Source organism: Pseudomonas sp. 50_B (assembly GCF_017491625.1).
In the GTDB taxonomy this organism is placed as follows: domain Bacteria; phylum Pseudomonadota; class Gammaproteobacteria; order Pseudomonadales; family Pseudomonadaceae; genus Aquipseudomonas; species Aquipseudomonas danubii.
Genome location: NZ_JAFGYX010000011.1, coordinates 70,297 through 92,382, shown reverse-complemented (window position 1 = coordinate 92,382; position 22,086 = coordinate 70,297). Strand labels below are relative to the sequence as shown.

The window sequence follows — 22,086 nt, the reverse complement described above, 5'->3', positions numbered from 1 at the left end:
GGTTTTTTGGCGGGTGCTTTTGTTAGCCTGTTGACTCTTTTAGTTGTGCTGGAAAAGAGCATCAGAGGCAGTTAATGCACGGTCGATTATTGTTTTTGCTTTGTTGCATAAGTGGCGGCGCCTGGGCCGATTGCACCGGTGGTGATACTGAAAAGTATCTGGACTTCGACATGGGCACTCAGTATGTGCCCCGTGATGCGCCCATCGGTTCGGTGATCGGCACGGCCAATGCCAGTTTCACTTACAAGCACTCCAGCGAGATTGAATGCCGCCATGGCGATCTGTGGGAGACTCGACTCAATGCCTGGCCCAGAGTGACGGGCATCACCCTGCCACCGTTCACGGGGCTGGATTTGAGCAAGGCCACCATCCTCAAGACCAATGTGCCCGGCGTCGGCGTGGTGATCAGTGCCCCCGGTCGCAGCATGACGCACTGGATCAACGTCAGCGGGGCACATCCTTTGGTCCCGTTCAAACTGAGCAATACCCAGGCCTTGCGTATCGTTGATCCGGTGGAAACCCGCTTCACCCTGATCAAAGTCAGCAATGATATTCCCATGGGCAGCTCGCAGGTCAGTAACAGCCAATCGGCAGTGGCGTTCTGGTCTGGCAACCGCCGTTTCCACAGCGTGTTCCTGCTCGCCACTGTGGTGCGCTCGGAGTGCTCCTTGGCCGGCGGCGCCAACACCTACCTCGAAGTGCCCATGGGCGAGGTCATGCGTCGCCAGTTCAACGGCAAGGACAGCCACATGGACAGCAAGGATGTGGTCATTCCCCTGACCAACTGTACGGCGGGCACCTACCCGACGGATCAGGGCTGGAACTACTACCAGAACGCCAACGCCCACCTGCGCCTGGAGGGCGTCCAGGGCTCGGCGATCCTCGACGCCCATCGGGGCATTCTCGGCCTGACGTCGGACTCCACCGCCAAGGGCGTGGCGGTGCAGGTCCTGCGCAAGGATGGCGTCACCCCCTTAACCTTGGGGCAGGAGGTATCGATGGCCCGTCTCAGCGGCAGCCAAATGAACATCGAACTCAAGGCCCGCTACATCCAGACCTCCGATTCGGCGGCAGGCCCCGAGCCGGGCAAGGCCAATGCCCGGGCGGCCTTTACCCTGACCTACAAGTAACCGCAGCGACTGGTCACACCCGCCCCTGGGGGCGGTGGGGCCGGCAAGGGCATGAACTCGGAAAGCTCTTGCTCCGATTCAGGAAGCGTCCTGAGTTCAAGCGAAGCTGTTTTGGATAGGATGATTTTTTTCCGGAGCTGTCTTGATGTCGACGTTGAGCGTACTGCTGCTGTGTTCGAACGCTTTTCGGGTTCGAGGCCTTTCAAGAATACTCACAGCCTCCGGGGTTGCCCGGGTTCAGGTGATCGGTCAGGAAAGCCAATGGGCGCAGTTCCCGCCCGAGCTGGATGAACTGGACCTGGTGATCTGCGATTCCCTGCAGTCGCTGACGGCCATCTACTACCTGCGCCGGCTCTGCGAGCACTATGGCTTTTTCTCGATGATCGAATGCGAGGCCCTGGATGCGCCCATCCGCTGGGGGCTTGCGAATTTCCGCGCACATTCGGGCAAGTACTGCGCCGGCAGCTACAGCGACCTGGACACCACGCAGATCAGCGGCTTGCTGCTCAAGGCCCTGACCGTCAAGCGCGCGGTGCACAAGCACACCCGCAGCAGCACCCTGGCCGCGCCGAAACGCCCCCCCGCCAGCAACGACTGGGTGGCGCAACGGGATGTGTTTCAGGCCCTGGCCGCGCAGCAGTTCATTCCCTACTTCCAGCCTCAGGTGTGCCTGCGCACCCGACGCATCACCGGTGTCGAGGTCCTGGCCCGCTGGCAGCATCCCGACAAGGGCGTGCTGGGGCCGCAATTCTTCCTCGACCTGTTCGACAGTCCGTCGCGGCATCGCCAGTTGTTCGAGTGCCTGGTGCACCAGGGGCTGCAGGTGCAACGGCAATTGCAGGGCACGTCGGGCGGCGAGGCCCTGGTGTTTTCCTACAACATCGAGGCCAGTCAATTGACCGACCCCGAGTTTGCCGCCCGGGTGTTGCAGCAGATCGACGCCGCCGGGGTGCCCAAGACTCAGGTCACCCTGGAGATCACCGAGCGCCAGGCCCTGACCCTGGACATGCAGAGCATCGAGAACATTAGCGTTCTGCTCAACAGCGGGGTACGCCTGTCCCTCGACGACTTTGGCACCGGGCATTCGTCGATCATGCGTCTGGCGGACATTCCCTTCGGCCAGATCAAGCTCGACTCGGGCTTTGTCGCCAGTGCCCTGGGGCACAAGGAAACCCGGATCATCGAGGCCCTGGTGGGGCTGGCCCGTTCGCTCGACCTGGAGTTGGTGGCCGAGGGCATCGAAACCGAGAAGCAGCGCCGGCATCTGCAGCGCCTGGGAATCGATGCGGCTCAGGGTTATCTGTTCCACAGGCCGATGAAGGGGGCGGCGCTGGCCCGGCTGCTGGCCACGGACAGCCCGCCGCTGCGGCTGATCCGTCAGGGCTAGTGCCACTGCGGTCCGGCACCGCTCACAGCAGGTCCATCTCCTTGGCGATGGTGGCCAGTTCGATGGTGGTGCGCACCCCGAGTTTCTTCAGCACATTGATCTTGTGCCCGCTGATGGTCTTGTTGCTCAGGTTGAGCTTGCTGGCGATTTCCAGGTTGCTGTAGCCGCTGGCCAGCAATTGCAGGATCACCAGTTCCTTGTTGGTCAGGTTGTTCAGTGCGTCATTGGCGGCGTGGCCGATTCCCCGGTACATCTCCAGGACTTCCTTGGGGAAATACAGATAGCCGTCGGCCAGGGCATTCAGGCCCTTGACCAGTTCCTGCAGGCCGGCGCTCTTGCTGATGAAACCCATGGCCCCGGCCTGCATGCAGCGCACGCCGTAGGTGCTGGCGCGATTGGCGGTGAATACCAGGGTCTTGACCTCCAGTTGGTCCACTGCAATGCGTTGCAGGACCGAGAGCCCATCCAGGTTGTCCAGGGAAATGTCCAGCAGCATGTAGTCCGGACGCAGCTTGTGAATCTTGTCCAGTGCGTCGAAGCCGTCGGAGGACTCGCCGATGGGCTTGTAGCCGTTCTCTTCAAGCAGCTCGCTGACCGCGGCGCAGATGATGGGATGGTCGTCGACGATAAGCACGCGTCTTTTTTTCATGGGGTCCTCGGAAGAAACCCTGGTCAGAGCTGTTAGGGCTCGTTGCGTAAAATGGGTCACTCGGCAGTCACTGCTTTTATTGTGGAAGTCATAGGCCCGATGACTCTTTTGCATGGGGTCAACGATGTTTTGCAGGGCCGCGGAGACCGCGGCGTAACCCCAAGAGAGTGAAGGCTTGGTAAACAGCGCAAGCATGTTAGTTCAGAAAAACGGGCAAAAGATTCGCGCAAGAAGCGACTGGTAAATATCCAAGACGCTTCTTGCCAGGGCGCGCGCGCTGTCTGTGAGCGCTGTACTCAAGTGGGAAGTTTGCGCAGTGTCCTCAGCCGCTCGGGGCTGAGGCTGGCGGGGCGGCAGGTCCTGGGCGCCGTTCAGTAGCTATTACGGCGCCTTGAGCATCACATAGGCTTCACCGCCACGGCGATCGTGCATGAGGATGAAGGTCTGCCCGTCGAGGGTGATCTTGGTCGGCACGCTCTGTGCCAGCGGGGTGCTGGAGAACTTGCCGGCCATGCTCAGAAACTGCTGGGTCAGCGAGCTGTCGTTCTGGCTCGGGGTGGTGATCGCGCATTCCTTGCCGGCCTGGACCTGGACCCCCAGGGTCTGGTCCTCGTTCATGCCCATCTTGGCGAAGCCGGCATCGGTGAGTTCAAGAATGCCATGGGCCCGGGCGGCGGTTTCGGCACCGGCGAAGGACGGCGCGGATTTCAGGCAGATATCGCGAAAGGCCAGGATGCCGGCGGAGGTGATGGTGGGTTCCTGCCTGATTTCCCGGGTCACGCTGGAGCAGGCGCCGAGCAGCGCCAGAGCGGCGAGAAGTGAGGCTAGGGATGCGGTGCGGGGCAGAGTGTTCATGGAAAATCCTTGCAAACGGGCCGGCCAGGGCGCGGGGAATGGTGCTTGCCGAAGGAGGCGTCGGCGCTCTAGCAGGTTAGGCAGGGGCACCGTGCAGATCAATCTTTTGTGTGACATCCGCGGAGTCAGGAGCGATTGGCCAAGGGCTGGCGCAGTAATTGCGTGCCTGCTGGATCCGTTCAGCGAGGGGGCCTGTGGCCATGCAGTTACGAGCGTTGCGTTACTTCCACGAGGTGGCCCGGTGTGCCTCCCTGCGTCAGGCGGCCGAGCGCCTGTACGTGACGCCTACCGCCGTGAGCCGGCAGATCGAGCAGTTGGAGCACTTCTTTGGCACTGCGCTGATCGAGCGCGGCCCGCGGGGCATCCGCCTGACGGTGGAAGGCGAGTGCCTGGCCGAGCAGGTCAGTTCCACCTTGCGCGGCTTCGATCAGGTGCGCGACGTGATCGCCAGTCGCCAGAGCCAGGTAGCGGGTAACGTCAGCATCCATGTGTCGGAAAGTATCGTTTCCAGCGTGCTGGCGCCGGTGCTTGCGGCGTTCAACCGGGCCCATCCGAAAGTCACCTTCAACATCGTCATCGCCAGTGCCGGCGCCACCCTGGATGCCCTGTGCAGCGGCGAGGCCGACCTGGGCCTGGCCTTCTACCTGCCGGAGCGGGCCGAGGTGGACGTGACCGCCCATTGCCAGTTGTGGCACCGGGTGCTGGTCAGCGCCGAGCACCCGTTTGCCCAGTGCCCGAGCATTCGCCTGGCGGACCTGCAGGGCCAGCCCCTGGCGATTCCCGATTCGGCCTACGGCGTGCGCCAGGCCCTGGAAGGGGCGGCGAAGAAGCGCGGGGTGAGCATTCTGCCGGTGTTCACCACCAGTTCCCTGGAGGTGCAGAAAAGCCTGGCCCGCCAGCGCGCGGCGGTGCTGATCCTGCCCCAGGTGGATGCCGAGGCCCGGGACCTGGGGGATGGCCTGGTGGCGGTGCCGATCGACGACGAGTCCCTGGAGCGGATCCGCGTCGACCTGTGCGTGGTGCGCAACCGCCCCCTGTCGGTGGCCACCCTGAAATGCCAGGAAATGCTTGCCCGCGCAATGCAGCACTACGCCCTGGTCGATTGAGGTCCTGCATACATGACCCTGTAGCCGCTGCCGAGCCTGTGGCGAGGCTGCGACAAGGTCCGCAGGACCTTGCCTGGCGATCTCTCGCCATCGCACCGCCCCATTTCTCAGAACAACTTGAACGGAAAGTTGCCCACCAGGCGGAACTCGTCATAGCTGCCGTCGATCTGGCCGCCGCTGGCGCGGTGGTTGTAGACGATGGTGCGCAGCACTGCATCCTTGAGCCGCCCGGATTGCACCACATACGCCAGCATCAGGCCGTTTTCGTCGTGCTTGGCGCCGTCCAGGCCGCGCACGTTGTAGCCGCGGTTGCGGCCGTTGCGATCGCCGTCGTAGTGCGTGCCATCGATGTCCCAGCCCTTGGCGTGCCACAGGCTGGCGCTCAGCCCGGGCACGCCGTAGGCGGCAAAATCCAGGTCGTAGCGCAGCTGCCAGGACTTTTCATTGGGGCCGTTGTAGTCCGAGTACAGGGAGTTGGCCATGTAGTTGCCGGTGGACTCCCAGACATAGTCGAAGTACTCGTTGCCGAACACTTGCTGCCAGGCCAGGGTCAGGCTGTGGGCCTGATGGCTGCCGGTCAGCGCCAGGCTCAAGGCGTCGTTGTCGATGTAGCCCAGGCGCTGCTGGCCCTGGTCCCGGGTGTGGTAGTAGTTGAACGCGGTCTTCAGCGCCAGCCGGTTTTTGTCCCCGGCGCGGTGTGTCAGGCCCAGGTAGTACTGGTCCCACATGTTCTCGAAGCGCGAGGCGTAGAGGCTGCCTTCCAGGCCCAGACCGGGTTTCACGGTGGCCCCCAGGTAGCTGATGCGCTCACCGCTGTAGGCGCGGTTGCCGAAGGTGGTGGTCAGGCGCTCGCTGCCGGTGCCGGTGCGCGGGATGGCCCGGTCGAAACTGCCGGCCTGCAGCGCCAGCCAGTCGGTTTCGTTGCTGTACAGGCCCAGGCCCTGAAAGCTTGAGGGCAGGGCGCGGTTGTCCTTGAAACGCAGCACCGGGTTGTCGGTCATCAGGCGTCCGGCCTTGAGCTCGGTGTTGGACAGGCGCAAGCGCACATCGCCGATGCCCAGGCGGCTCCAGGTGGGCAGGGCGTCGCCGTCGCTGTCCACCAGCACCCGGTCGCCGCCATTGGCCACCCGGCCATGACCGCGCTCCAGGTTCACCGCGCTGAACAGCGCGGCATCCACGCCCAGGCCGATCAGCCCCTGGGTGTAGCCCGAGCTGTACTTGAGCATGCCGGTCTGTACCCAGGTTTCCCTGACCCGGGTGCGTTCGATGCCGTCGGGCTTCTTGATGCTCAGGTAGGTGTCGCGCTGGGTGTGCTGGTTGGAATAGTAGTGGCGCAGGTTGAGGTCCAGGTGGCTGCCCTGGATGAACCCCGGCGCCTGGTCCTGCTGGCTCGGGCGCGGGTTGTCCTGGGCGATGACGGCGCTACTGGCCGCCAGTGCCAGGGTGAACAGTACGGGCTGTTGCATGGTGCTTCCCCACAAATCAAAGGCGTCGGTCCTCCGCCCGACCGCGGTCATGCGCGGCCGGCAGGGTAGAGAAAAACGCGGTGCCGTAAAAGGGTGTCGGGCCGTGAGGCGAATGCTCAGCGGGCGCGGGCTTCTGCGAGCCGTTGGCCGGGGTGGCTGCGCCCGGGTGATTGCGGGCGGGTTTCCTTGGCGAACCAGGCCGCGGTCAGGCACACCAGGTTGGCCACCAACAGGTAGCCCACTGGCGACATCGGGTTGCCGGTGGTGCCGATCAGCCAGGTGATGATGATCTGCGCGGTGCCGCCAAAAGCCGCCACGCCAAAGGCGTAGACGATGGAGAAACCGGTGGAGCGCACCGCCTTGGGAAAGCTCTCCACCAGCAGCACGATCAGCGCCGCGCCGCTCATGCCGTGCAGGCCGGAGAGCACCGCCAGGGTCAGCAGGAAAGTCGTCGGGCTGGGATGCTCGGTCATCAACTGCAACGCCGGGAACAGCACCAGCAACAGCACCACTCTTGGCGCCATGAGGATGGTGCGGCGGCCGAAACGATCGCAGAGCATGCCGCCGGCAATTGCGCACACCGCCATCGCCGCGCCGGCCACCAGGGTCGAGAGCATGGAGATGCTGGTGGGCAGCTTGAGCTCGGTGAGGGCGAAGGTGGTCATGTAGTTGATGAAGTACTGGGTGATGGTGCTGCCGGAGAGAATCAGCAACCCCAGCACCAGGGCCCGGCGGTGCTCGCCGAACACCTGGCGCACCAGGCTGCCGGTGCTGGCCTCTTCGCCCTGGCCGTGGAAGGTTTCCGCCAGGTTGCGGCGGATGTAGATGCCGATCGGCAGCACCAGCAGGCCGAACACGAAGGGCACGCGCCAGCCCCAGGTGTTGAGGTCCTCAGGCGATAGCACCTGGGTCAGGGTGTAGCCCACGGTGCCGGCGGCCATGGCGGCCACGCCCTGGGCCACCACCTGCCAGCAGGCGTAGGTGCCGCGCTTGTGCGGCGGCGCGGCTTCGAGGATGTAGGTGGTGGCGGGGCCGGCCTCGCCGCCCCAGGCCAGGCCCTGGATCAGCCGGGTGATTACCAGCAGGATCGGCGCGGCGATGCCGATGCTCTCGTAGCTGGGCAGGATGGCGATGCTGCCGGTACCCACGGCCATCATCACCAGGGTCAGGAGCATCGCCGGCTTGCGTCCGACGCGGTCGGCGTAGGCGCCGATCAGCACCGCCCCCAGGGGCCGCACGATAAAGCCGACGCCGAAGGCGGTGACCGACAGCATCAGGCTGACGAAGGCACTGTCGGAGGGAAAGAAGGTGTGGCCGATCATCACCGCGAAGGTGGCGTAGACCCCGAAATCGAAGAACTCCACGGCGTTGCCGAGGATCACCGCGAACACGCTGCGCTTGCCCCCCGCCGCGTTGGGCGTTTCGGGCTCGGGTGTGGCGGATGGATTGGACGCTTGGCTGTGCATACTGGCCCCTCGAATTTTTATTCATAGGTTGCCCAGGCCCCGGGCGGCAAGGCCCGGAGCTGGGGTGAAGGTGGCAGTTTCGGTGTGTCAGTGAGACGGCGGATTCGGCCAGCTGTGGATTGCTCCGCGCCAGCTCTCATAGGTCTTGGCCACTTGCAGCAGCCATTGATCGGCAAATCGCGGGGCGATCATCTGCAGGCCGATGGGCAGGCCATCGGCGGCAAAACCGCAGTTGATCGACAGCGCCGGTTGTTCGCCCATGTTCCAGGGCAGGGTGAAGACGATGTGCTCGAACGGTTGCTGCGGGTCGTTGCTCGGCGACGGCCACTGCGCGGGAAAGCTGTTGACCTGGTTGGTCGGCGACAGCACCAGGTCGAACTCGCTGAACACCTGGGCGGCGCGTCGGCGCATCTCGAAGGTCTGGTTGAAGCCCTGCACCGCCTCGACCCCGGACAGCTCGGCCCCCGGCGCCGCCCAGTCGCGGATATAGGGCAGCACCTTGGCAAACTGCTCGGCGCCCAGGGCTGAGAGTTCCGCCCATTGCCGGGCGCGCCAGAAGCGGTCCAGGCCGTCCAGTTGCGTGCGGTCCATGATCGGCGCCAGGGTGCGCACCTGGGCGCCGTGGCTTTCGAACCATTTCGCGGCGCGCTCCACCGCCTCACAGACAAAACCTTCCGGCTGCAGCCCGGCGCCGGGCTCCAGCATCAGGCCGATCTTCAAGCCGTTGACCGACACCGGTTCATCGCTCCAGTCGCCGGTCAAGGGCGGCAGGCTGGTGGCATCGCGGGCGTCGGGCTTGGCCAGGTAGCGCATCAGCAGCACCGTGTCCTCGACACTGCGGGTCATGGGCCCGGCGCAACGCCCGGTGTAGTACGGATCGATGGGAATCCGCCCCAGGGTCGGCTTGAACCCCACCAACCCGCACCAGGCGGCCGGCAGGCGCACCGAGCCGCCGATGTCGGTGCCGATGTGCAGCGGCCCGTAACCGGCGGCCGCTGCGGCCGCGGCCCCGGAACTGGAGCCACCGGTATTGCAGGCAGTGTTCCAGGGATTGCGGGTAATGCCGTGGAAGCTCGACAGCCCCGAAGACAACATGCCGAAATCCGGCACCGTGGTCTTGGCCAGGATGATCGCCCCGGCCTCACGCATCCGCGCGGCCGGTGGCGCATCCTGCAGGGCCGGCTTCAGGGCGGTGGCCGCGCTGCCCAGGGGAATCGGCGTGCCTTGGGTGGCGATCAGTTCCTTGATCGTCACTGGAATCCCGTCCAGCGGGCCGTTGGGGGCGCCCTTGTTCCAGCGCTCGGTGGCGGCCCGGGCCAGCAGGCGTACCTGCTCCGGATCGAAGGCATAGAGCGCCCGGATATGCGGCTCCCAGCGCCCGATATGGGCCAGCAGATGGTCGTAGTAGTCCAGGGGCGAGAGCTGGCGGCTGGCGAACTGCGCCAGCAACTGGGCGGTGGATAGATCGTGCAAATCAGTCATCGAACGCATCCTTGTGTCGGGCGTCAGTCGGGTTGCTGATGACCCGACTGTAGCGCTTGCACCTTAGCCCAACCATCACAAAGGACGCAGCGTGGTGTTGCGTTTTTGTGAGCACTGCGGCGGCGTATTGCTCGGCCTGATTGGAATGCGGCCTCACCCAATCGAGACGTTCTGTGGGAGCGGGCTTGCCTGCGAAGGGGGCCGAAAGGTCTACACATGGCTCCCGCTCCTCTTCGCCGGCAAGCCCGCTCCTACCGGTTCAGCGGGTCTGCGCTTGCAGCTGGCGGCCCAGCACATCCAGCACATCGCAGCCATCGCGCAGCGGGATGGCGCAGATCAGCGCCAGCTCTTGCAGCACCACCGCATCGCCGGGAATGTCGGGGCGGGTGGCGAAGTTTTCCAGCAGTTGAGTGACGGCGCGGATGCGATAGGCGGCTGCTTCGTACAGCACATCGGCAGGGGCCTGGGTATCGATCAGCAGGGAAGGAATGGTGCAGTCGTGGCCGGTGATCGGCATGTAGCGATTCATGAGTCCAACTCCATTCAGGGGTGAGCGCTGTCACTCAATCGTCGCCAAACAAAAGGGTGGCAGCTGTACGCGGGTTGGCGAGCCGGGAATGGAAGAACCGACAGACCCGAAGGTCTCCCGCGCACAGCCGCCATCAAGCGGTCATGCGATAACAAAAGCCCTGACCAATCTGCCAGCGCCTCGCTTTGTTCCATTCACAGGGTCGCCAAACCCGTTCGTCATCAGGACGACCCGGGACTATAGGCATGCACTCCAGAACGGGACAAGGCACTGGCAGGACAGGACTTTCTGAGTTTGCTGTAGGACTCAGGAGCGCGAGTGTGGATCAAGCGTGCCGCAGGTTCAATGGCGGGGCTCAGTCGAAGCCGACGCTTGCGCTGTGGCGGGTTTCGCGTTCGTGCAGCTGGTCGATATTGGTTTCGTAGGTGCACTGGCCGCTGCAATGGTGCTCGTAGCTGATGGCCGGCTTGAACTGCAACTTGAGCTTCGGCGTGTCGCTCTCCGGTGCCGGTGCCTGGGCGGTGGCCGGCAATGGAGGCTGCGGGTAGCTCAGGTCAAGGCCGGTGGCCTGGGCCGAACAGGCTGCCATCAGTAACAGGCTGGGGAAAAACGCTTTGCAACTGAGCATCATCGAATCCGCATGGCCATAAAAGGGTTGCCGATTATAACGAGCCAGGGGCGGAAAATTTAACCGCACAGGCTCTGGAATGGACTTTGCGCGGGGTTTTCGTCGCCGTGGACGTTTGCACCGTGAAACATTTGTCACGGGGCAGGGGGACCGCTCGCTCCTACACTGCAACTCATCTTCGTGGCCAAGGACACCTCCCATGCCGGCAAAGTCTGCACCCCGCCTTCTCGACACCCTTGAAGGCCAGCGCCTGCAAGGCAGCGAGGCCGAGCACTGGCGCCAGTGGGGCCCGTACCTGAGTGAGCGGCAGTGGGGCACGGTGCGCGAGGACTACAGCGCTGATGGCGATGCCTGGAGCTACTTCCCCCATGAGCATGCCCGCAGCCGTGCCTACCGTTGGGGCGAGGACGGGCTGGCGGGGTTCTCCGACAAGGCCCAGCACTGGTGCCTGGGGGTGGCGTTGTGGAACGAGCACGACAGCATTCTCAAGGAGCGTCTGTTCGGCCTGGACAATGCCGAGGGCAACCACGGCGAGGACGTCAAGGAGCTGTACTTCTACCTCGACGGCGTGCCCAGCCATGCCTACATGCGCATGCTCTACAAGTACCCCCAGGCGGCCTTTCCCTATGCCGACCTGGTGGCGGAAAACGCCCGGCGCGGCCTGAAGGATGCCGAGTACGAGATCCTCGATACCGGGGTGTTCGAGGACAACCGTTACTTTGATGTGACGGTGGAGTACGCCAAGCACAGGGCCGATGACATTTTCATGCTCGTCACCGTGCACAACCGTTTCCACCAGCCGGCGCGGTTGCGGGTGCTGCCTCAGGTCTGGGCGCGCAACACCTGGAGTTGGGGTGGCGACGAGCCGCGACCGAGCCTGCGCCTGGAGGGCGACAGGGTGCTGGCGCGGCACGGGCAACTGCCCGAGCGGCAGATCACCGCCTGGGGCGCCGAGCCTTGCCAGTGGCTGTTCTGCAACAACGACAGCAACTTCCCCAAGCTGGACGGGCTGGCGACGCCGGGGCCGTTCAAGGACGGCATCAACGACTATCTGGTGGACGGGCAAGCCAGTGCGGTGGCCTTCGATGGCGGCACCCGGGTGGCGGCGCATTTCGTCCTGGAGCTGGCGGGCGGCGAGAGCAAGCGGCTGTTCCTGCGCTTTGCCCCGGCCGGCAGTGAACCGGTCAGCGCCCGCAACCTGTTCGAGCAGCGGCGGCGCGAGGCCGATGAGTTCTACGCGGCGCTGCAGCAGGGCATTGAAAGTGCGGACGCGCGCAATGTGCAGCGTCAGGCCCTGGCCGGGTTGCTGTGGTCCAAGCAACTGTATGACTTCGACGTCAACCGGTGGCTGGACGGCGATCCCGGGCAGCCGGCGCCCCCCAGCGAGCGCAAGCACTTGCGCAATACTCATTGGCGCCATCTGTCCAACTGCGACATCGTTTCCATGCCCGATACCTGGGAATACCCCTGGTATGCCTCCTGGGACCTGGGCTTCCAGGCGGTGGCCTTCGCCCTGATCGACCCCGGCTTTGCCAAGCAGCAACTGCTGTTGCTGGTCAAGGATCGGTTCATGCACCCCAATGGCCAGCTGCCGGCCTACGAGTGGCGCTTCGATGATGCCAACCCGCCGGTGCACGCCTGGGCCTGCTGGCGGGTCTATCAGCAGGAAAAGGCCCTGACTGGCGTGGGCGACCTGGACTTTCTCGAACGCATCTTCCACAAGCTGCTGCTGAATTTTTCCTGGTGGGTCAACCGCAAGGACGCCGAGGGGCGCAACCTGTTCCAGGGTGGTTTTCTCGGCCTGGACAATATCGCCCTGTTCGATCGTTCCGCGCCGTTGCCTGATGGCTTCACCCTGGATCAGGCCGACGGCACGGCCTGGGTCGCGGCCTACGCTCTGGACCTGATGCGCATCGCCCTGGAGTTGGCCAAGCGCAATGGCGTGTACGTGGACATTGCGGTGAAGTTCTTCGAGCACTTCCTTTATATCGCCGGGGCCATCAACCGCGTGGATCAAAGCGCCGAGGGGCTGTGGGACGAACAGGACCAGTTTTTCTACGACGTGCTGCACCGTCCCGATGGGCAGAACGAACCCCTGCGCCTGCGCTCCATCGTTGGCTTGATGCCGCTGTTCGCGGTGCAGGTGCTGGAGCAGCACGAGCACCAGAACCTGCCGGGGCTGGCCCCGCGCCTGCTGGGCTTCTTGCATCACCGGCCGGACCTGGCGAGCCTGGTGTCGCGCTGGTACGAACCGGGCAAGGGCAACCGCATGCTCCTGGCGCTGTTGCGCGGCGAGCGCACCAAGGACCTGCTCAAGCGCATGCTCGATGAAAACGAGTTCCTCTCGGACTTCGGCATCCGCTCCCTGTCCAAGGCCTTCGAGCAGCCGTTCGCCATGCAGGTGGATGGCAAGCAACTGTGCGCCCGCTATGTGCCGGCGGAGTCCGATTCACGGCTGTACGGTGGCAACTCCAACTGGCGCGGGCCGCTGTGGATGCCGATCAACTACCTGCTGATCGAATCCCTGCGCGAGTTTCATCGCTACTACGACGTCAACTTTTCGGTGGAGTACCCACGGGGTTCGGGGTATCTGGCGTCCCTGGAGGAAGTGGCCGACGGCTTGAGCCAGCGCCTGACGCGATTGTTTCTGCTGGACGAGGAAGGGCGCAGGCCGTCCATGAGCGGCTATCCGCAGTTGCAGGTTGAGGCCGAGGACCGTGAGCTGGTGCTGTTCCATGAATATTTTCATGGTGAAACCGGGCGTGGGCTGGGGGCGTCCCATCAGACGGGGTGGACGGCGCTGGTGGCGCTGCTGTTACAGCCACGAGGCTGAAGGCGTCGCCCGGCGAGCCGGGCGACGGTTGCGCAAGGGGAGGCTTTGGATCAACCCACCAGGGCGATGTCCTGGGGCTTGGCCCAGGCTTCGATCAGCCGCTCCGGTGTGCAGCAGGTCTTGCGCTTGTAGACGAAGTTGCTGCACTTCTCGGCGAAGCCCTTGCGGTTTTGCACCATGTCCATGTGCATCTCTTCCAGCTCGGCGTTGCGGCAGTGCTGCATCAACTGTGGGTCGGCGTCCAGCTTGCGCTGGCGCAGGTGCTGGTAGCGCGGGTCGGTGAGTACGCCGTTGGCCCGTTGCAGCAGCCACAGGCCGAACTCGTCCGGGCAGCGCGGGCCGATCTCCTGCACCATGCCCATCTGCAGGGCCTGGAGGGCGCTGATGGGCAGGCAGGCTTCGGTCAGTTGCTTGGCCATGGCCTGGCCGACGGCGCGGGGCAGGCTGTAGGTCCAGTACTCGGAGCCGTACAGGCCCATGCTCTTGTAGTGCGGGTTGTAGACGGTGTCGGCGCGGGCCAGGACCACGTCCGCGGCCAGGGCCAGCATCAGGCCGCCAGCGCCGGCATTGCCGGTCAGGCCGCTGACCACCAGTTGGCCGGCGCTGAGCAGTTCCAGGCAGACGTCGTCGATGGCCTGGATGTTGGCCCAGGCTTCCAGGCCCGGCACTTCGGCGGCCTGGATCACATTCAGGTGCACGCCGTTGCTGAAGGCGCCGCGGCCGCCGCGTACCAGCAGCACCTGGGTGTCCCGGGCCTTGGCCCAGCGCAGGGCGCTGACCAGGCGCTGGCATTGCTCAGTGCTCATGGCGCCGTTGTAGAACTCGAAGGTCAGCTCACCGACTCGGCCGGACTCGCGGTAGCGAATCGGCTGGTAGGACTCGGTGCTGAACGGGCTGCTGGAGACCGACCAGTCCAGCACCGGTACCTCGGCCAGGCGTTCGCCGAGTACGTGTCGGGCCGGGCGCTTGAAGGTTTCCTCGCCGGGCTGGGGCTTGAGGCGCAGGGCGCCGATCCACAGGCTGTGGTCGCCGCAGGCCACCAGCACCGCATCGTCATGCACAGCCAGCAGTTGCCCGGGCATGCCGGTGCGCGAGTCCAGGTGAGCGTCGTACACGTAGTACTGACCGCCGGCGAGGCTGGCGAGGACGCCGGGCTGGCCGTCAGCGGCGTCGATGCTGCGCTTGATGAACTGCGCGCTGTCGTGCCAGCTGAAGGTGCGGTCGCACTGCTTCATGTTCGGTTGCAGGCGGCCAAGCACTGCGGGGTTGTCGTAGTCCAGAGGGACCGGGGTAAAGCCGTTGCGGAATTTTTCCACCACATCGCGGATGCAATGGATGGCGGCGTCGCTGACCAGGCCGTTGTACAGCTCGGATTTGCGCAGGCCGGCGGGCAGGTTGAATTCGTGGGTCGACCAGATTGGCCCGGCGTCCATTTCTTCCACCGCCTGCAACGCGGTGACGCCCCAGCGCTTGAGCTCCTTGCTGATGGCCCAGTCCAGGGCGCTGGCACCACGGTCGCCGACGATGCCTGGGTGAATGATCACCACCGGACGCTTGGCGTTGCTCCACAGCTGCTGCGGTACCCGGTCCTTGAGGAACGGGCAGATCACCAGGTCGGCCTCGGCCTCTTCGATCTGCCGGCAGACCTCTTCTTCACCGGTGAACAGCACCACGCTGGGGCGGTGCCCGGCCTGGCGCAGGTCAAGCCAGGCGCGTTGGGTCAGGCCGTTGAAGGCGGTGGACAGCAGGATGATCTTCAGTGATCGCATAAGCAGACTCTTCCGTGAGTGATAGCGGTGTGGCAAAGGGCTCCGGCTGTGCCGTCCCTGGCCGCAATGGAGGCGCAAGAGTAGAGGGGGGGGGCGAGGCACAAACTGACCGAGATCAATCAAGCGTGCGGCCGGAAGACTGAGCTGCCCAGTGGTATTGATCCAGGGCAAAGCGGCGGGCTAGAGGCGTTGCGTGGTGCAGAAACGACAAATCCCGCCACGGGGGCGGGATTTGTCTACAGCCGGACCTTGCGGGGTCTTAGGCTGGGAACAGCTCGCTCAGCTTCATGGCCAGCATCATGTCGCCTTCGGCGCGCAGTTTGCCGCCCATGAAGGCTTGCATGCCGTCGGTTTCGCCGCTGACGATGCCGTCCAGGGTTTCGCCGTCCATCACCAGGGTGACTTGGGCGTCTGGGTTTTCGCCTTCCTTGAGTTCGCAGGTGCTGTCCTTGACGACCAGCGAGAAGTGCTTGGAATCATCGATGCGGAAACCGAAAACCAGGTCCAGGCCGGCAGCGGCAGCTGGGTTGAACTTGGCTTGCATGGCTTGTACGGCGTCAGCTACGGAGGTCATGGTTCGATCCTTTTATGGGTGGTTACAGCAAGGGTCACAGTAAGCCGGGCTCAACGGAAAGTGATGAGCTCCGGAGCCTTCAACAGTTGCAGATGGGCATGACCGTTGAAGGAAGCCAAAGACACCTCGCGCCCGCGGAACTTCAGCTGGTTGAGCGAGGTGTTGACGATTTGCCAATTCAGTTCGAACGCCTGCTGGGCAGGTATCCGGGTGATCAGGTGGAGCAGGGCGGTGATGGTGCCGCCGGAGGTGAATACGGCAATCTTGTGCTGGTTGTCCGCGGCTTCGAGAATCCGCTGCAGGCCGCCCTGGACCCGCTCGACGAAGCCCAGCCAGCTTTCCAGCCCGGGCGGATCGTAGGTGCCGGCCAGCCAGCGCTGGATGATCAGGGCGAAGATGCGTTGGAACTCGGCGCGGTTCTGCGCGGCGTTGCGCAGGATGTTCAGGGCTTCGGGTTCCTGGGGCAACAGGTCGGGGAGCAGGGCGCGGATGATGGCATCGGCGTCGAACTCGTTGAAGGCTGAATCGATTTCCAATGGCGGGTGGTCAAACCCGGCGGCGTTCATCTGTTCCATCGCGGCCTGCGCGGTGTGCTGCTGGCGCCGCAGGTCGCCGGACAGGCAGCGATCAAAGCTGATGCCCAGCGCCGCCAGATGCTCACCGAGCACGGCAGCCTGGCGCACGCCGGTGGCAGACAGCACGTCGTAGTCGTCTGCACCGAAAGAGGCTTGGCCATGTCGAATCAAATAGATGCTGCCCACGTCCGTGTCGTCCCGGTACGTTGAAAGTTTTGCGAGGTTATGAGGATGCCAGTGAGCTGTCAATGAAAAAACATACGCTTGTTTGAAATGCTTGTTGGAGCCTCGTAACACGAGGTTTCGCGACTGGTGGCCGACCGGTCGCGCCGGTATGCTTGAGCCCATTGCGCTGCTGGTTGGCAGCGGTTCATGTTTGAGGAGTCCCTGTGGAGTTTTTCGCCGAATACGCCAGTTTTCTGGCCAAGACCGTGACCCTGGTGGTCGCCATCCTGGTGGTGCTGATCACTGCCGCTGCGCTGCGCAGCAAGGGCCGCCGCAAAGGCACCGGGCAGTTGCAGGTCAGCAAGCTGAATGATTTCTACAAGGACCTGCGCGAGCGCCTGGAGCAGAGCCTGCTGGACAAGGATCAGCTCAAGGCCTTGCGCAAGGCCCAGGGCAAGACCGAGAAGAAACAGAAGAAACAACCGGCCGAGGCCAAGCCCCGGGTGTTCGTGCTGGACTTCAATGGCGATATCAAGGCTTCGGCGACCGAAGGCCTGCGCCATGAGATCACCGCCTTGCTGAGCCTGGCCACGCCCAAGGATGAAGTGGTGCTGCGTCTGGAAAGCGGTGGCGGCATGGTGCACAGCTATGGCCTGGCTTCCTCTCAACTGGCGCGTATTCGCCAGGCCGGGGTGCCTTTGACCGTATGCATCGACAAGGTGGCGGCCAGCGGCGGCTACATGATGGCCTGCATCGGTGAGAAGATCATCAGCGCGCCGTTCGCCATCCTCGGCTCCATCGGCGTGGTGGCCCAGTTGCCCAACGTCAACCGCCTGCTGAAAAAGCACGACATCGATTTTGAAGTGCTCACCGCCGGCGAGTACAAGCGCACCCTGACGGTGTTTGGCGAAAACACCGAGAAGGGCCGGGAGAAGTTCCAGGAAGACCTGGATGTGACCCATCAGTTGTTCAAGAATTTCGTGTCTCGCTATCGCCCGCAATTGGCCATTGATGAAGTGGCCACCGGTGAAGTCTGGTTGGGCGTGGCGGCGCAGGAGAAGCTGCTGGTGGACGAGCTGAAAACCAGCGATGAGTACCTGGCGGACAAAGCCAAGAATGCCGAGGTGTTCCACCTGCACTATGCCGAGCGCAAGAGCTTGCAGGAGCGTGTGGGGCTGGCGGCCAGCGGTTCCATCGACCGCGTGCTGCTGACCTGGTGGAGCCGCCTGACCCAGCAGCGTTTCTGGTAAGCCACCACTTGCAGAAGCCGGCAAGCCGGCTTTTGCGCCAGGGTCGGAAGCAGGTACAAAAAAGCCCTGGACCGGGAAACCGGTTCAGGGCTTTTTGTTGGCGCCAGGGCTTAGCGGCGACGGAACAGCGGCAGCGGTTCGTCGGTAGCGGCCTGGTAGGTCACCGAGAAGTCCTTGAGGCTTTCAAGGGCTTCGTAGGGGTCCTTGTCGGCCCGCAGGGCGTAGGCGTCGAAGCCGCAGCGGTGCAGGTAGAACAGCTGGTCGCGCAACACGTCGCCAATCGCTCGCAGTTCGCCTTTGTAGCCATAACGGTCACGCAGCAGGCGGGCGTTGGAGTAGTTGCGGCCATCGGTAAAGGCCGGGAAGTTCAGGGCAATGACCTGGAAATGCTCGACGTCGTCACCGATCTCCTCGGCTTCTTCGTCCGCATCCAGCCACACGCCCAGGCCGCCATCGCGAGCCTTGAGGGCATGGGCGTGATCGCGCCACAGAGCCAGCGGCACGATCAGGTCGTCGCAGTTGGAGATGCCGTCGAGGGTCGCGTCCTTGGGCAGCAAGTGCCAGGTTTCGTCGATGACCTCGTTGTTCTTAATGATTCGCTGCATAGACGCGCTCCTTGAAGAGGTCGATGCCAATACGTTGATAGGTGTCGATGAAGCGTTCGTCTTCGGTACGTTGTTCCACGTACACGTCGATCAGCTTCGAGATCACGTCGGGCATGTCGTCCTGGGCGAAGGACGGGCCGAGGATCTTGCCCAGGCTCGCGTCGCGGCTGGCGCTGCCACCCAGGGACACCTGGTAGAACTCCTCGCCTTTCTTGTCCACCCCGAGGATGCCGATGTGGCCCACGTGGTGGTGACCGCAGGCGTTCATGCAGCCGGAGATGTTCAGGTCCAGCTCGCCGATGTCGAACAGGTAGTCCAGGTCGTCGAAACGGCGCTGGATGGATTCGGCGATCGGGATCGACTTGGCGTTGGCCAGGGAGCAGAAGTCGCCGCCCGGGCAGCAGATGATGTCGGTCAAAAGGCCGATGTTCGGCGTGGCGAAGCCGTTTTCACGCAGTTCGCCCCACAGGGTGAACAGTTGGCTTTGCTCGACGTCCGCGAGAATCACGTTTTGCTCGTGGGAGGTGCGCAGTTGGCCGAAGCTGTAACGGTCGGCCAGATCGGCGATGGCGTCGAACTGCTTGTCGGTCACGTCCCCCGGCGCTACGCCGGTAGGTTTGAGCGACAGGGTCACGGCAACGTAGCCCGGCTTCTTGTGGGCCAGGGTGTTGCGCGCACGCCAGCGGGCAAAGCCCGGGTGCTCCTTGTCCAGGGCCGCCAGTTCGGCGTCCTGGTTGCTCAGGGCCTTGTAGTCGGGGTCGACGAAGTGTTTAGCCACCCGATGCACTTCGGCTTCGGTGAGGGTGGTCTGGCCGCCCCGCAGGTGGACCATTTCCGCCTCGACCTTCTCGGCGAACACTTCCGGCGTCAGGGCCTTGACCAGGATCTTGATCCGCGCCTTGTACTTGTTGTCGCGACGGCCGTAGCGGTTGTAGACCCGCAGGATGGCGTCGAGGTAGCTCAACAGGTCCTGCCAGGGCAGGAACTCGTTGATGAAGGCGCCGACCACCGGGGTACGGCCCAGACCGCCACCGACCAGCACGCGGAAACCCAGCTCGCCGGCAGCGTTGTACACCGGCTCCAGGCCAATGTCGTGGACCTCGATGGCTGCGCGGTCGGAAGTCGAGCCGTTGATGGCGATCTTGAACTTGCGCGGCAGATAGGCGAATTCGGGGTGGAAGGTGGTCCATTGACGGACGATCTCGCACCAGGGGCGCGGGTCGATCAACTCGTCGGCGGCGACACCGGCAAACTGGTCGGTGGTGACGTTACGCAGGCAGTTGCCGCTGGTCTGGATGGCGTGCATCTGCACGGTGGCCAGTTCGGCCAGGATGTCCGGCACGTCTTCCAGGGCTGGCCAGTTGAACTGCACGTTTTGCCGGGTGCTGATGTGCGCATAGCCCTTGTCGTAGTCACGGGCGATCTTGGCCATCATCCGCGCCTGGCGCGAGGTCAATTGGCCGTAAGGCACGGCTACCCGCAGCATTGGGGCAAAACGTTGGATATAAAGGCCATTCTGCAGGCGCAGGGGACGGAATTCCTCTTCGCTCAGCTCGCCTGCCAGATAGCGTCGGGTCTGATCACGGAACTGCTTGACGCGGTCCTCGATGATCCGCTGATCGTACTCGTCGTATACGTACATATAGGTCCAGTTCTCAGGCTACAGGTGGCGCCAAAGCGCACTTGGCAAATACTGCGGTGAACGGCTTCGGTACGTTGCTTCGACTGGCGTCGACCGGGGCTTGTCGCCGGTTTCACCTCGTCCTGCCTTCGTTCTCGCTCAACCCCACCCATGTAAGCAAATCTGCGCGCACGGCCGCGCACTCCGGTCGGAGCCGCCGAACGATACCAGTTTGTGGTTATGCGCAAAAGTGATGTTTGAGTATATGCAAAGAACCAAAACGACTAACGGTAGGGGTATATGAGTATCCACATTTGAGGTGGGGACAATCCTGGTCTTAACTGTGGTCGTGTCTTTGAGCAGTCACCGACAAAATCTACTAGAGGCGATGCTATGAGCCATCCAACCAAAACAAGGAAAAGTGACAGTAGCGTTGATGCTTGGGCCATTCTCTTTCTGATCATACTGGTCGTGGGTACGGCCGTGTTTTGGGTCAGCCACCAGTAGTCGAGCGTAAAAGAAGAGCCCGAATTGTCGGACAATCAGGACAATTTGCCGCCGTTGGCCAGCAATTTGCCAGTTATACTGCCTGGGATAATCCAGGGGCTCTTTTCACAATGTTCAAGGTTCTGTGCAAGTGGGTGATATGTCTGAGTTTGCCGTTCTGGGCGGTGGCTCAAGCAACGTCGGTGGTGTTTCTCAACCCCGGTAATTCAACGGAAACCTTCTGGGTCAGTTATTCGCGGTTCATGCAGGCAGCCGCCCGGGATCTGGGCATGGACCTGCAAATTCTCTATGGCGAACGCAATCCGCAGAATTCTCTCGATCAGGCTCGGGAGCTGTTTCAGCGAGCGCAAAAGCCCGATTACCTGATATTGGTCAACGAACAGTATGTCGCTCCGCAGATCCTGCGCATGTCGCAGGGTTCCGGGGTCAAGCTGTTTATCGTCAACAGCCCACTGACCGAGGATCAGCGGGCGTTGATCCGCCAAAGTCGCAGCAGTTACTCCGATTGGATCGGCAGCATGATGAGCAACGATGAAGAGGCCGGTTATCGGATGCTCAAGGAGTTGTTGCGCCAGCATGGCCCTTTGCCTGCCGGGCAAACAATCGATTTGCTGGCCTTTTCCGGGGTGAAAGTCACGCCGGCCGCGCAGTTGCGCGAGCAAGGGCTGCACCGGGCCCTGGCGGAAAATCCTCAGGTGCGTCTGCGCCAGCTCGTGTATGGCGAATGGAACCGGCAGCGGGCGCACGAACAAGCACAACAGCTGTTGCAGCGCTATCCACAGACGCAACTGATCTGGTCGGCTAACGACGAAATGGCTCTGGGGGCCATGCAGGCTGCCCGGGAATTGGGTCGCAAGCCGGGGCGCGATCTGCTGTTCAGTGGACTCAACAGTTCGCCCGAAGCCTTGCAGGCATTGATCGACGGGGAGTTGTCGGTGCTGATGGCCGGACATTTCACCAGCGGCGGCTGGGCCCTGGTGGCCCTGCATGATGATGCGCTGGGGTTCGATGCCCGACGTCTGGGAGGGCCGGACTGGCATTTGTCGCTGTTCCAGTCATTGACCCGTGACCAGGCCCGGCAACTAATGCGCCTGGGCGATCAGGTCGGTGCCCGGGTCGATTTTCGCGGGCTGTCCGCCCAAGGCAAGCCGGACAGCTACCGCTATCCCTTCAGTTTGCAGCTGTTGCTGCACTGACGCCGTTTCAGACTCCCGCCAGGTGCATCGCCAGGTTGGCGATGCCCAGCAGCACCAGCACGAACAGGGTGGTAAAGAGAATGCCCAGCACGATGAAGTGACTGGGTTTGCCGTGACTGAAGTCCCGGGCGCGATTTTTCCCGCTTTGTACGCCGAAGGCGGCCGCCAGCACGCTTTGCAGCATCTGCAGGAAGGTTGGGGGCTGATTGTCGCTGCTTGGATCGTCCATAAATCCCTCGACACGGTTGGGTGTCAACAGAGCATAGACAATGTCGCCTGTGATGGCGGGCTGG

Annotated in this window: 19 protein-coding genes; 6 read left to right on the top strand and 13 right to left on the bottom strand. The window is 63.3% G+C overall.

Going from position 1 to position 22,086, the window contains the following annotated elements; translation table 11 throughout:
- Positions 1–170: 170 nt before the first annotated feature.
- Together J5M73_RS17060 and J5M73_RS17055 are read left to right on the top strand one after the other, a co-directional pair.
- Positions 171–1,130 carry a fimbrial protein gene (locus tag J5M73_RS17060; RefSeq protein ID WP_162884068.1) on the top strand — a complete coding sequence of 320 codons (960 nt, stop codon included), beginning with the start codon at positions 171–173 and terminating at the stop codon, positions 1,128–1,130.
- A gap of 145 nt (positions 1,131–1,275) precedes the next feature.
- A complete protein-coding gene (locus J5M73_RS17055) occupies positions 1,276–2,517 on the top strand; it encodes an EAL domain-containing protein (RefSeq protein WP_207815910.1) in 1,242 nt (413 codons plus the stop codon).
- Positions 2,518–2,539: 22 nt separating this feature from the next.
- Here the strand turns inward: J5M73_RS17055 and J5M73_RS17050 are convergent, their stop codons facing one another.
- Positions 2,540–3,166 (bottom strand): response regulator transcription factor, encoded by a 627-nt coding sequence (locus tag J5M73_RS17050; RefSeq protein ID WP_102864864.1) that lies wholly within the window; start codon positions 3,164–3,166, stop codon positions 2,540–2,542.
- A gap of 381 nt (positions 3,167–3,547) precedes the next feature.
- Entirely contained in the window at positions 3,548–4,021 is a 474-nt protein-coding gene (locus J5M73_RS17045; protein ID WP_102864865.1) for a hypothetical protein, read from the bottom strand.
- 200 nt (positions 4,022–4,221) lie between these two features.
- On the opposite strand from J5M73_RS17045, the gene J5M73_RS17040 reads away from it, so the two are divergent.
- A complete protein-coding gene (locus J5M73_RS17040; protein ID WP_102864866.1) occupies positions 4,222–5,127 on the top strand; it encodes a LysR family transcriptional regulator in 906 nt (301 codons plus the stop codon).
- A 107-nt stretch (positions 5,128–5,234) separates the two neighbouring features.
- Here the strand turns inward: J5M73_RS17040 and J5M73_RS17035 are convergent, their stop codons facing one another.
- The 5 genes from J5M73_RS17035 to J5M73_RS17015 form a co-directional block, all read right to left on the bottom strand.
- The gene (locus J5M73_RS17035; protein WP_207815908.1) at positions 5,235–6,593 is read right to left on the bottom strand and encodes an OprD family outer membrane porin; all 1,359 of its coding nucleotides are present in this window, start codon (positions 6,591–6,593) and stop codon (positions 5,235–5,237) included.
- A gap of 116 nt (positions 6,594–6,709) precedes the next feature.
- Positions 6,710–8,059 (bottom strand): citrate-proton symporter, encoded by a 1,350-nt coding sequence (locus tag J5M73_RS17030; protein ID WP_207815904.1) that lies wholly within the window; start codon positions 8,057–8,059, stop codon positions 6,710–6,712.
- An 87-nt stretch (positions 8,060–8,146) separates the two neighbouring features.
- A complete protein-coding gene (locus J5M73_RS17025) occupies positions 8,147–9,541 on the bottom strand; it encodes an amidase (RefSeq protein WP_207815902.1) in 1,395 nt (464 codons plus the stop codon).
- 259 nt (positions 9,542–9,800) lie between these two features.
- On the bottom strand, positions 9,801–10,070 hold the full coding sequence (locus tag J5M73_RS17020; RefSeq protein ID WP_102864870.1) for a hypothetical protein: 270 nt from the start codon (positions 10,068–10,070) through the stop codon (positions 9,801–9,803).
- Positions 10,071–10,425: 355 nt separating this feature from the next.
- Positions 10,426–10,698, bottom strand: coding sequence for a hypothetical protein (locus J5M73_RS17015; RefSeq protein WP_243433830.1), 273 nt, complete (start codon positions 10,696–10,698; stop codon positions 10,426–10,428).
- Positions 10,699–10,897: 199 nt separating this feature from the next.
- Here J5M73_RS17015 and J5M73_RS17010 point away from each other — a divergent pair, with 199 nt between their 5' ends.
- Positions 10,898–13,531, top strand: coding sequence for a glucosidase (locus J5M73_RS17010; protein WP_207815899.1), 2,634 nt, complete (start codon positions 10,898–10,900; stop codon positions 13,529–13,531).
- A 50-nt stretch (positions 13,532–13,581) separates the two neighbouring features.
- On the opposite strand, the gene J5M73_RS17005 is transcribed toward J5M73_RS17010, so the two are convergent.
- The 3 genes from J5M73_RS17005 to J5M73_RS16995 form a co-directional block, all read right to left on the bottom strand.
- Positions 13,582–15,300 (bottom strand): hydrogenase maturation protein, encoded by a 1,719-nt coding sequence (locus J5M73_RS17005; protein ID WP_102864873.1) that lies wholly within the window; start codon positions 15,298–15,300, stop codon positions 13,582–13,584.
- A 259-nt stretch (positions 15,301–15,559) separates the two neighbouring features.
- The gene (locus tag J5M73_RS17000) at positions 15,560–15,874 is read right to left on the bottom strand and encodes an SCP2 sterol-binding domain-containing protein (protein WP_011061945.1); all 315 of its coding nucleotides are present in this window, start codon (positions 15,872–15,874) and stop codon (positions 15,560–15,562) included.
- Between the two features lie 50 nt (positions 15,875–15,924).
- Positions 15,925–16,635, bottom strand: coding sequence for a histidine phosphatase family protein (locus tag J5M73_RS16995; RefSeq protein ID WP_102864874.1), 711 nt, complete (start codon positions 16,633–16,635; stop codon positions 15,925–15,927).
- A gap of 203 nt (positions 16,636–16,838) precedes the next feature.
- On the opposite strand from J5M73_RS16995, the gene sohB reads away from it, so the two are divergent.
- Entirely contained in the window at positions 16,839–17,864 is a 1,026-nt protein-coding gene (sohB, locus tag J5M73_RS16990) for a protease SohB (protein WP_102864875.1), read from the top strand.
- A gap of 110 nt (positions 17,865–17,974) precedes the next feature.
- Here sohB and J5M73_RS16985 read toward each other — a convergent pair whose 3' ends face one another.
- A complete protein-coding gene (locus J5M73_RS16985; protein ID WP_016966421.1) occupies positions 17,975–18,469 on the bottom strand; it encodes a DUF934 domain-containing protein in 495 nt (164 codons plus the stop codon).
- Positions 18,453–20,111 carry a nitrite/sulfite reductase gene (locus tag J5M73_RS16980; RefSeq protein WP_047305033.1) on the bottom strand — a complete coding sequence of 553 codons (1,659 nt, stop codon included), beginning with the start codon at positions 20,109–20,111 and terminating at the stop codon, positions 18,453–18,455. Before J5M73_RS16980 ends, J5M73_RS16985 begins: the two co-directional genes overlap by 17 nt.
- Before the next feature lie 596 nt (positions 20,112–20,707).
- Between J5M73_RS16980 and J5M73_RS16975 the strand changes: the two genes are divergently transcribed.
- Positions 20,708–21,793, top strand: coding sequence for an ABC transporter substrate-binding protein (locus J5M73_RS16975; RefSeq protein ID WP_102864876.1), 1,086 nt, complete (start codon positions 20,708–20,710; stop codon positions 21,791–21,793).
- Positions 21,794–21,800: 7 nt separating this feature from the next.
- On the opposite strand, the gene J5M73_RS16970 is transcribed toward J5M73_RS16975, so the two are convergent.
- Positions 21,801–22,022 carry a DUF2970 domain-containing protein gene (locus tag J5M73_RS16970; RefSeq protein WP_102864877.1) on the bottom strand — a complete coding sequence of 74 codons (222 nt, stop codon included), beginning with the start codon at positions 22,020–22,022 and terminating at the stop codon, positions 21,801–21,803.
- Between the last annotated feature and the right edge of the window lie 64 nt (positions 22,023–22,086).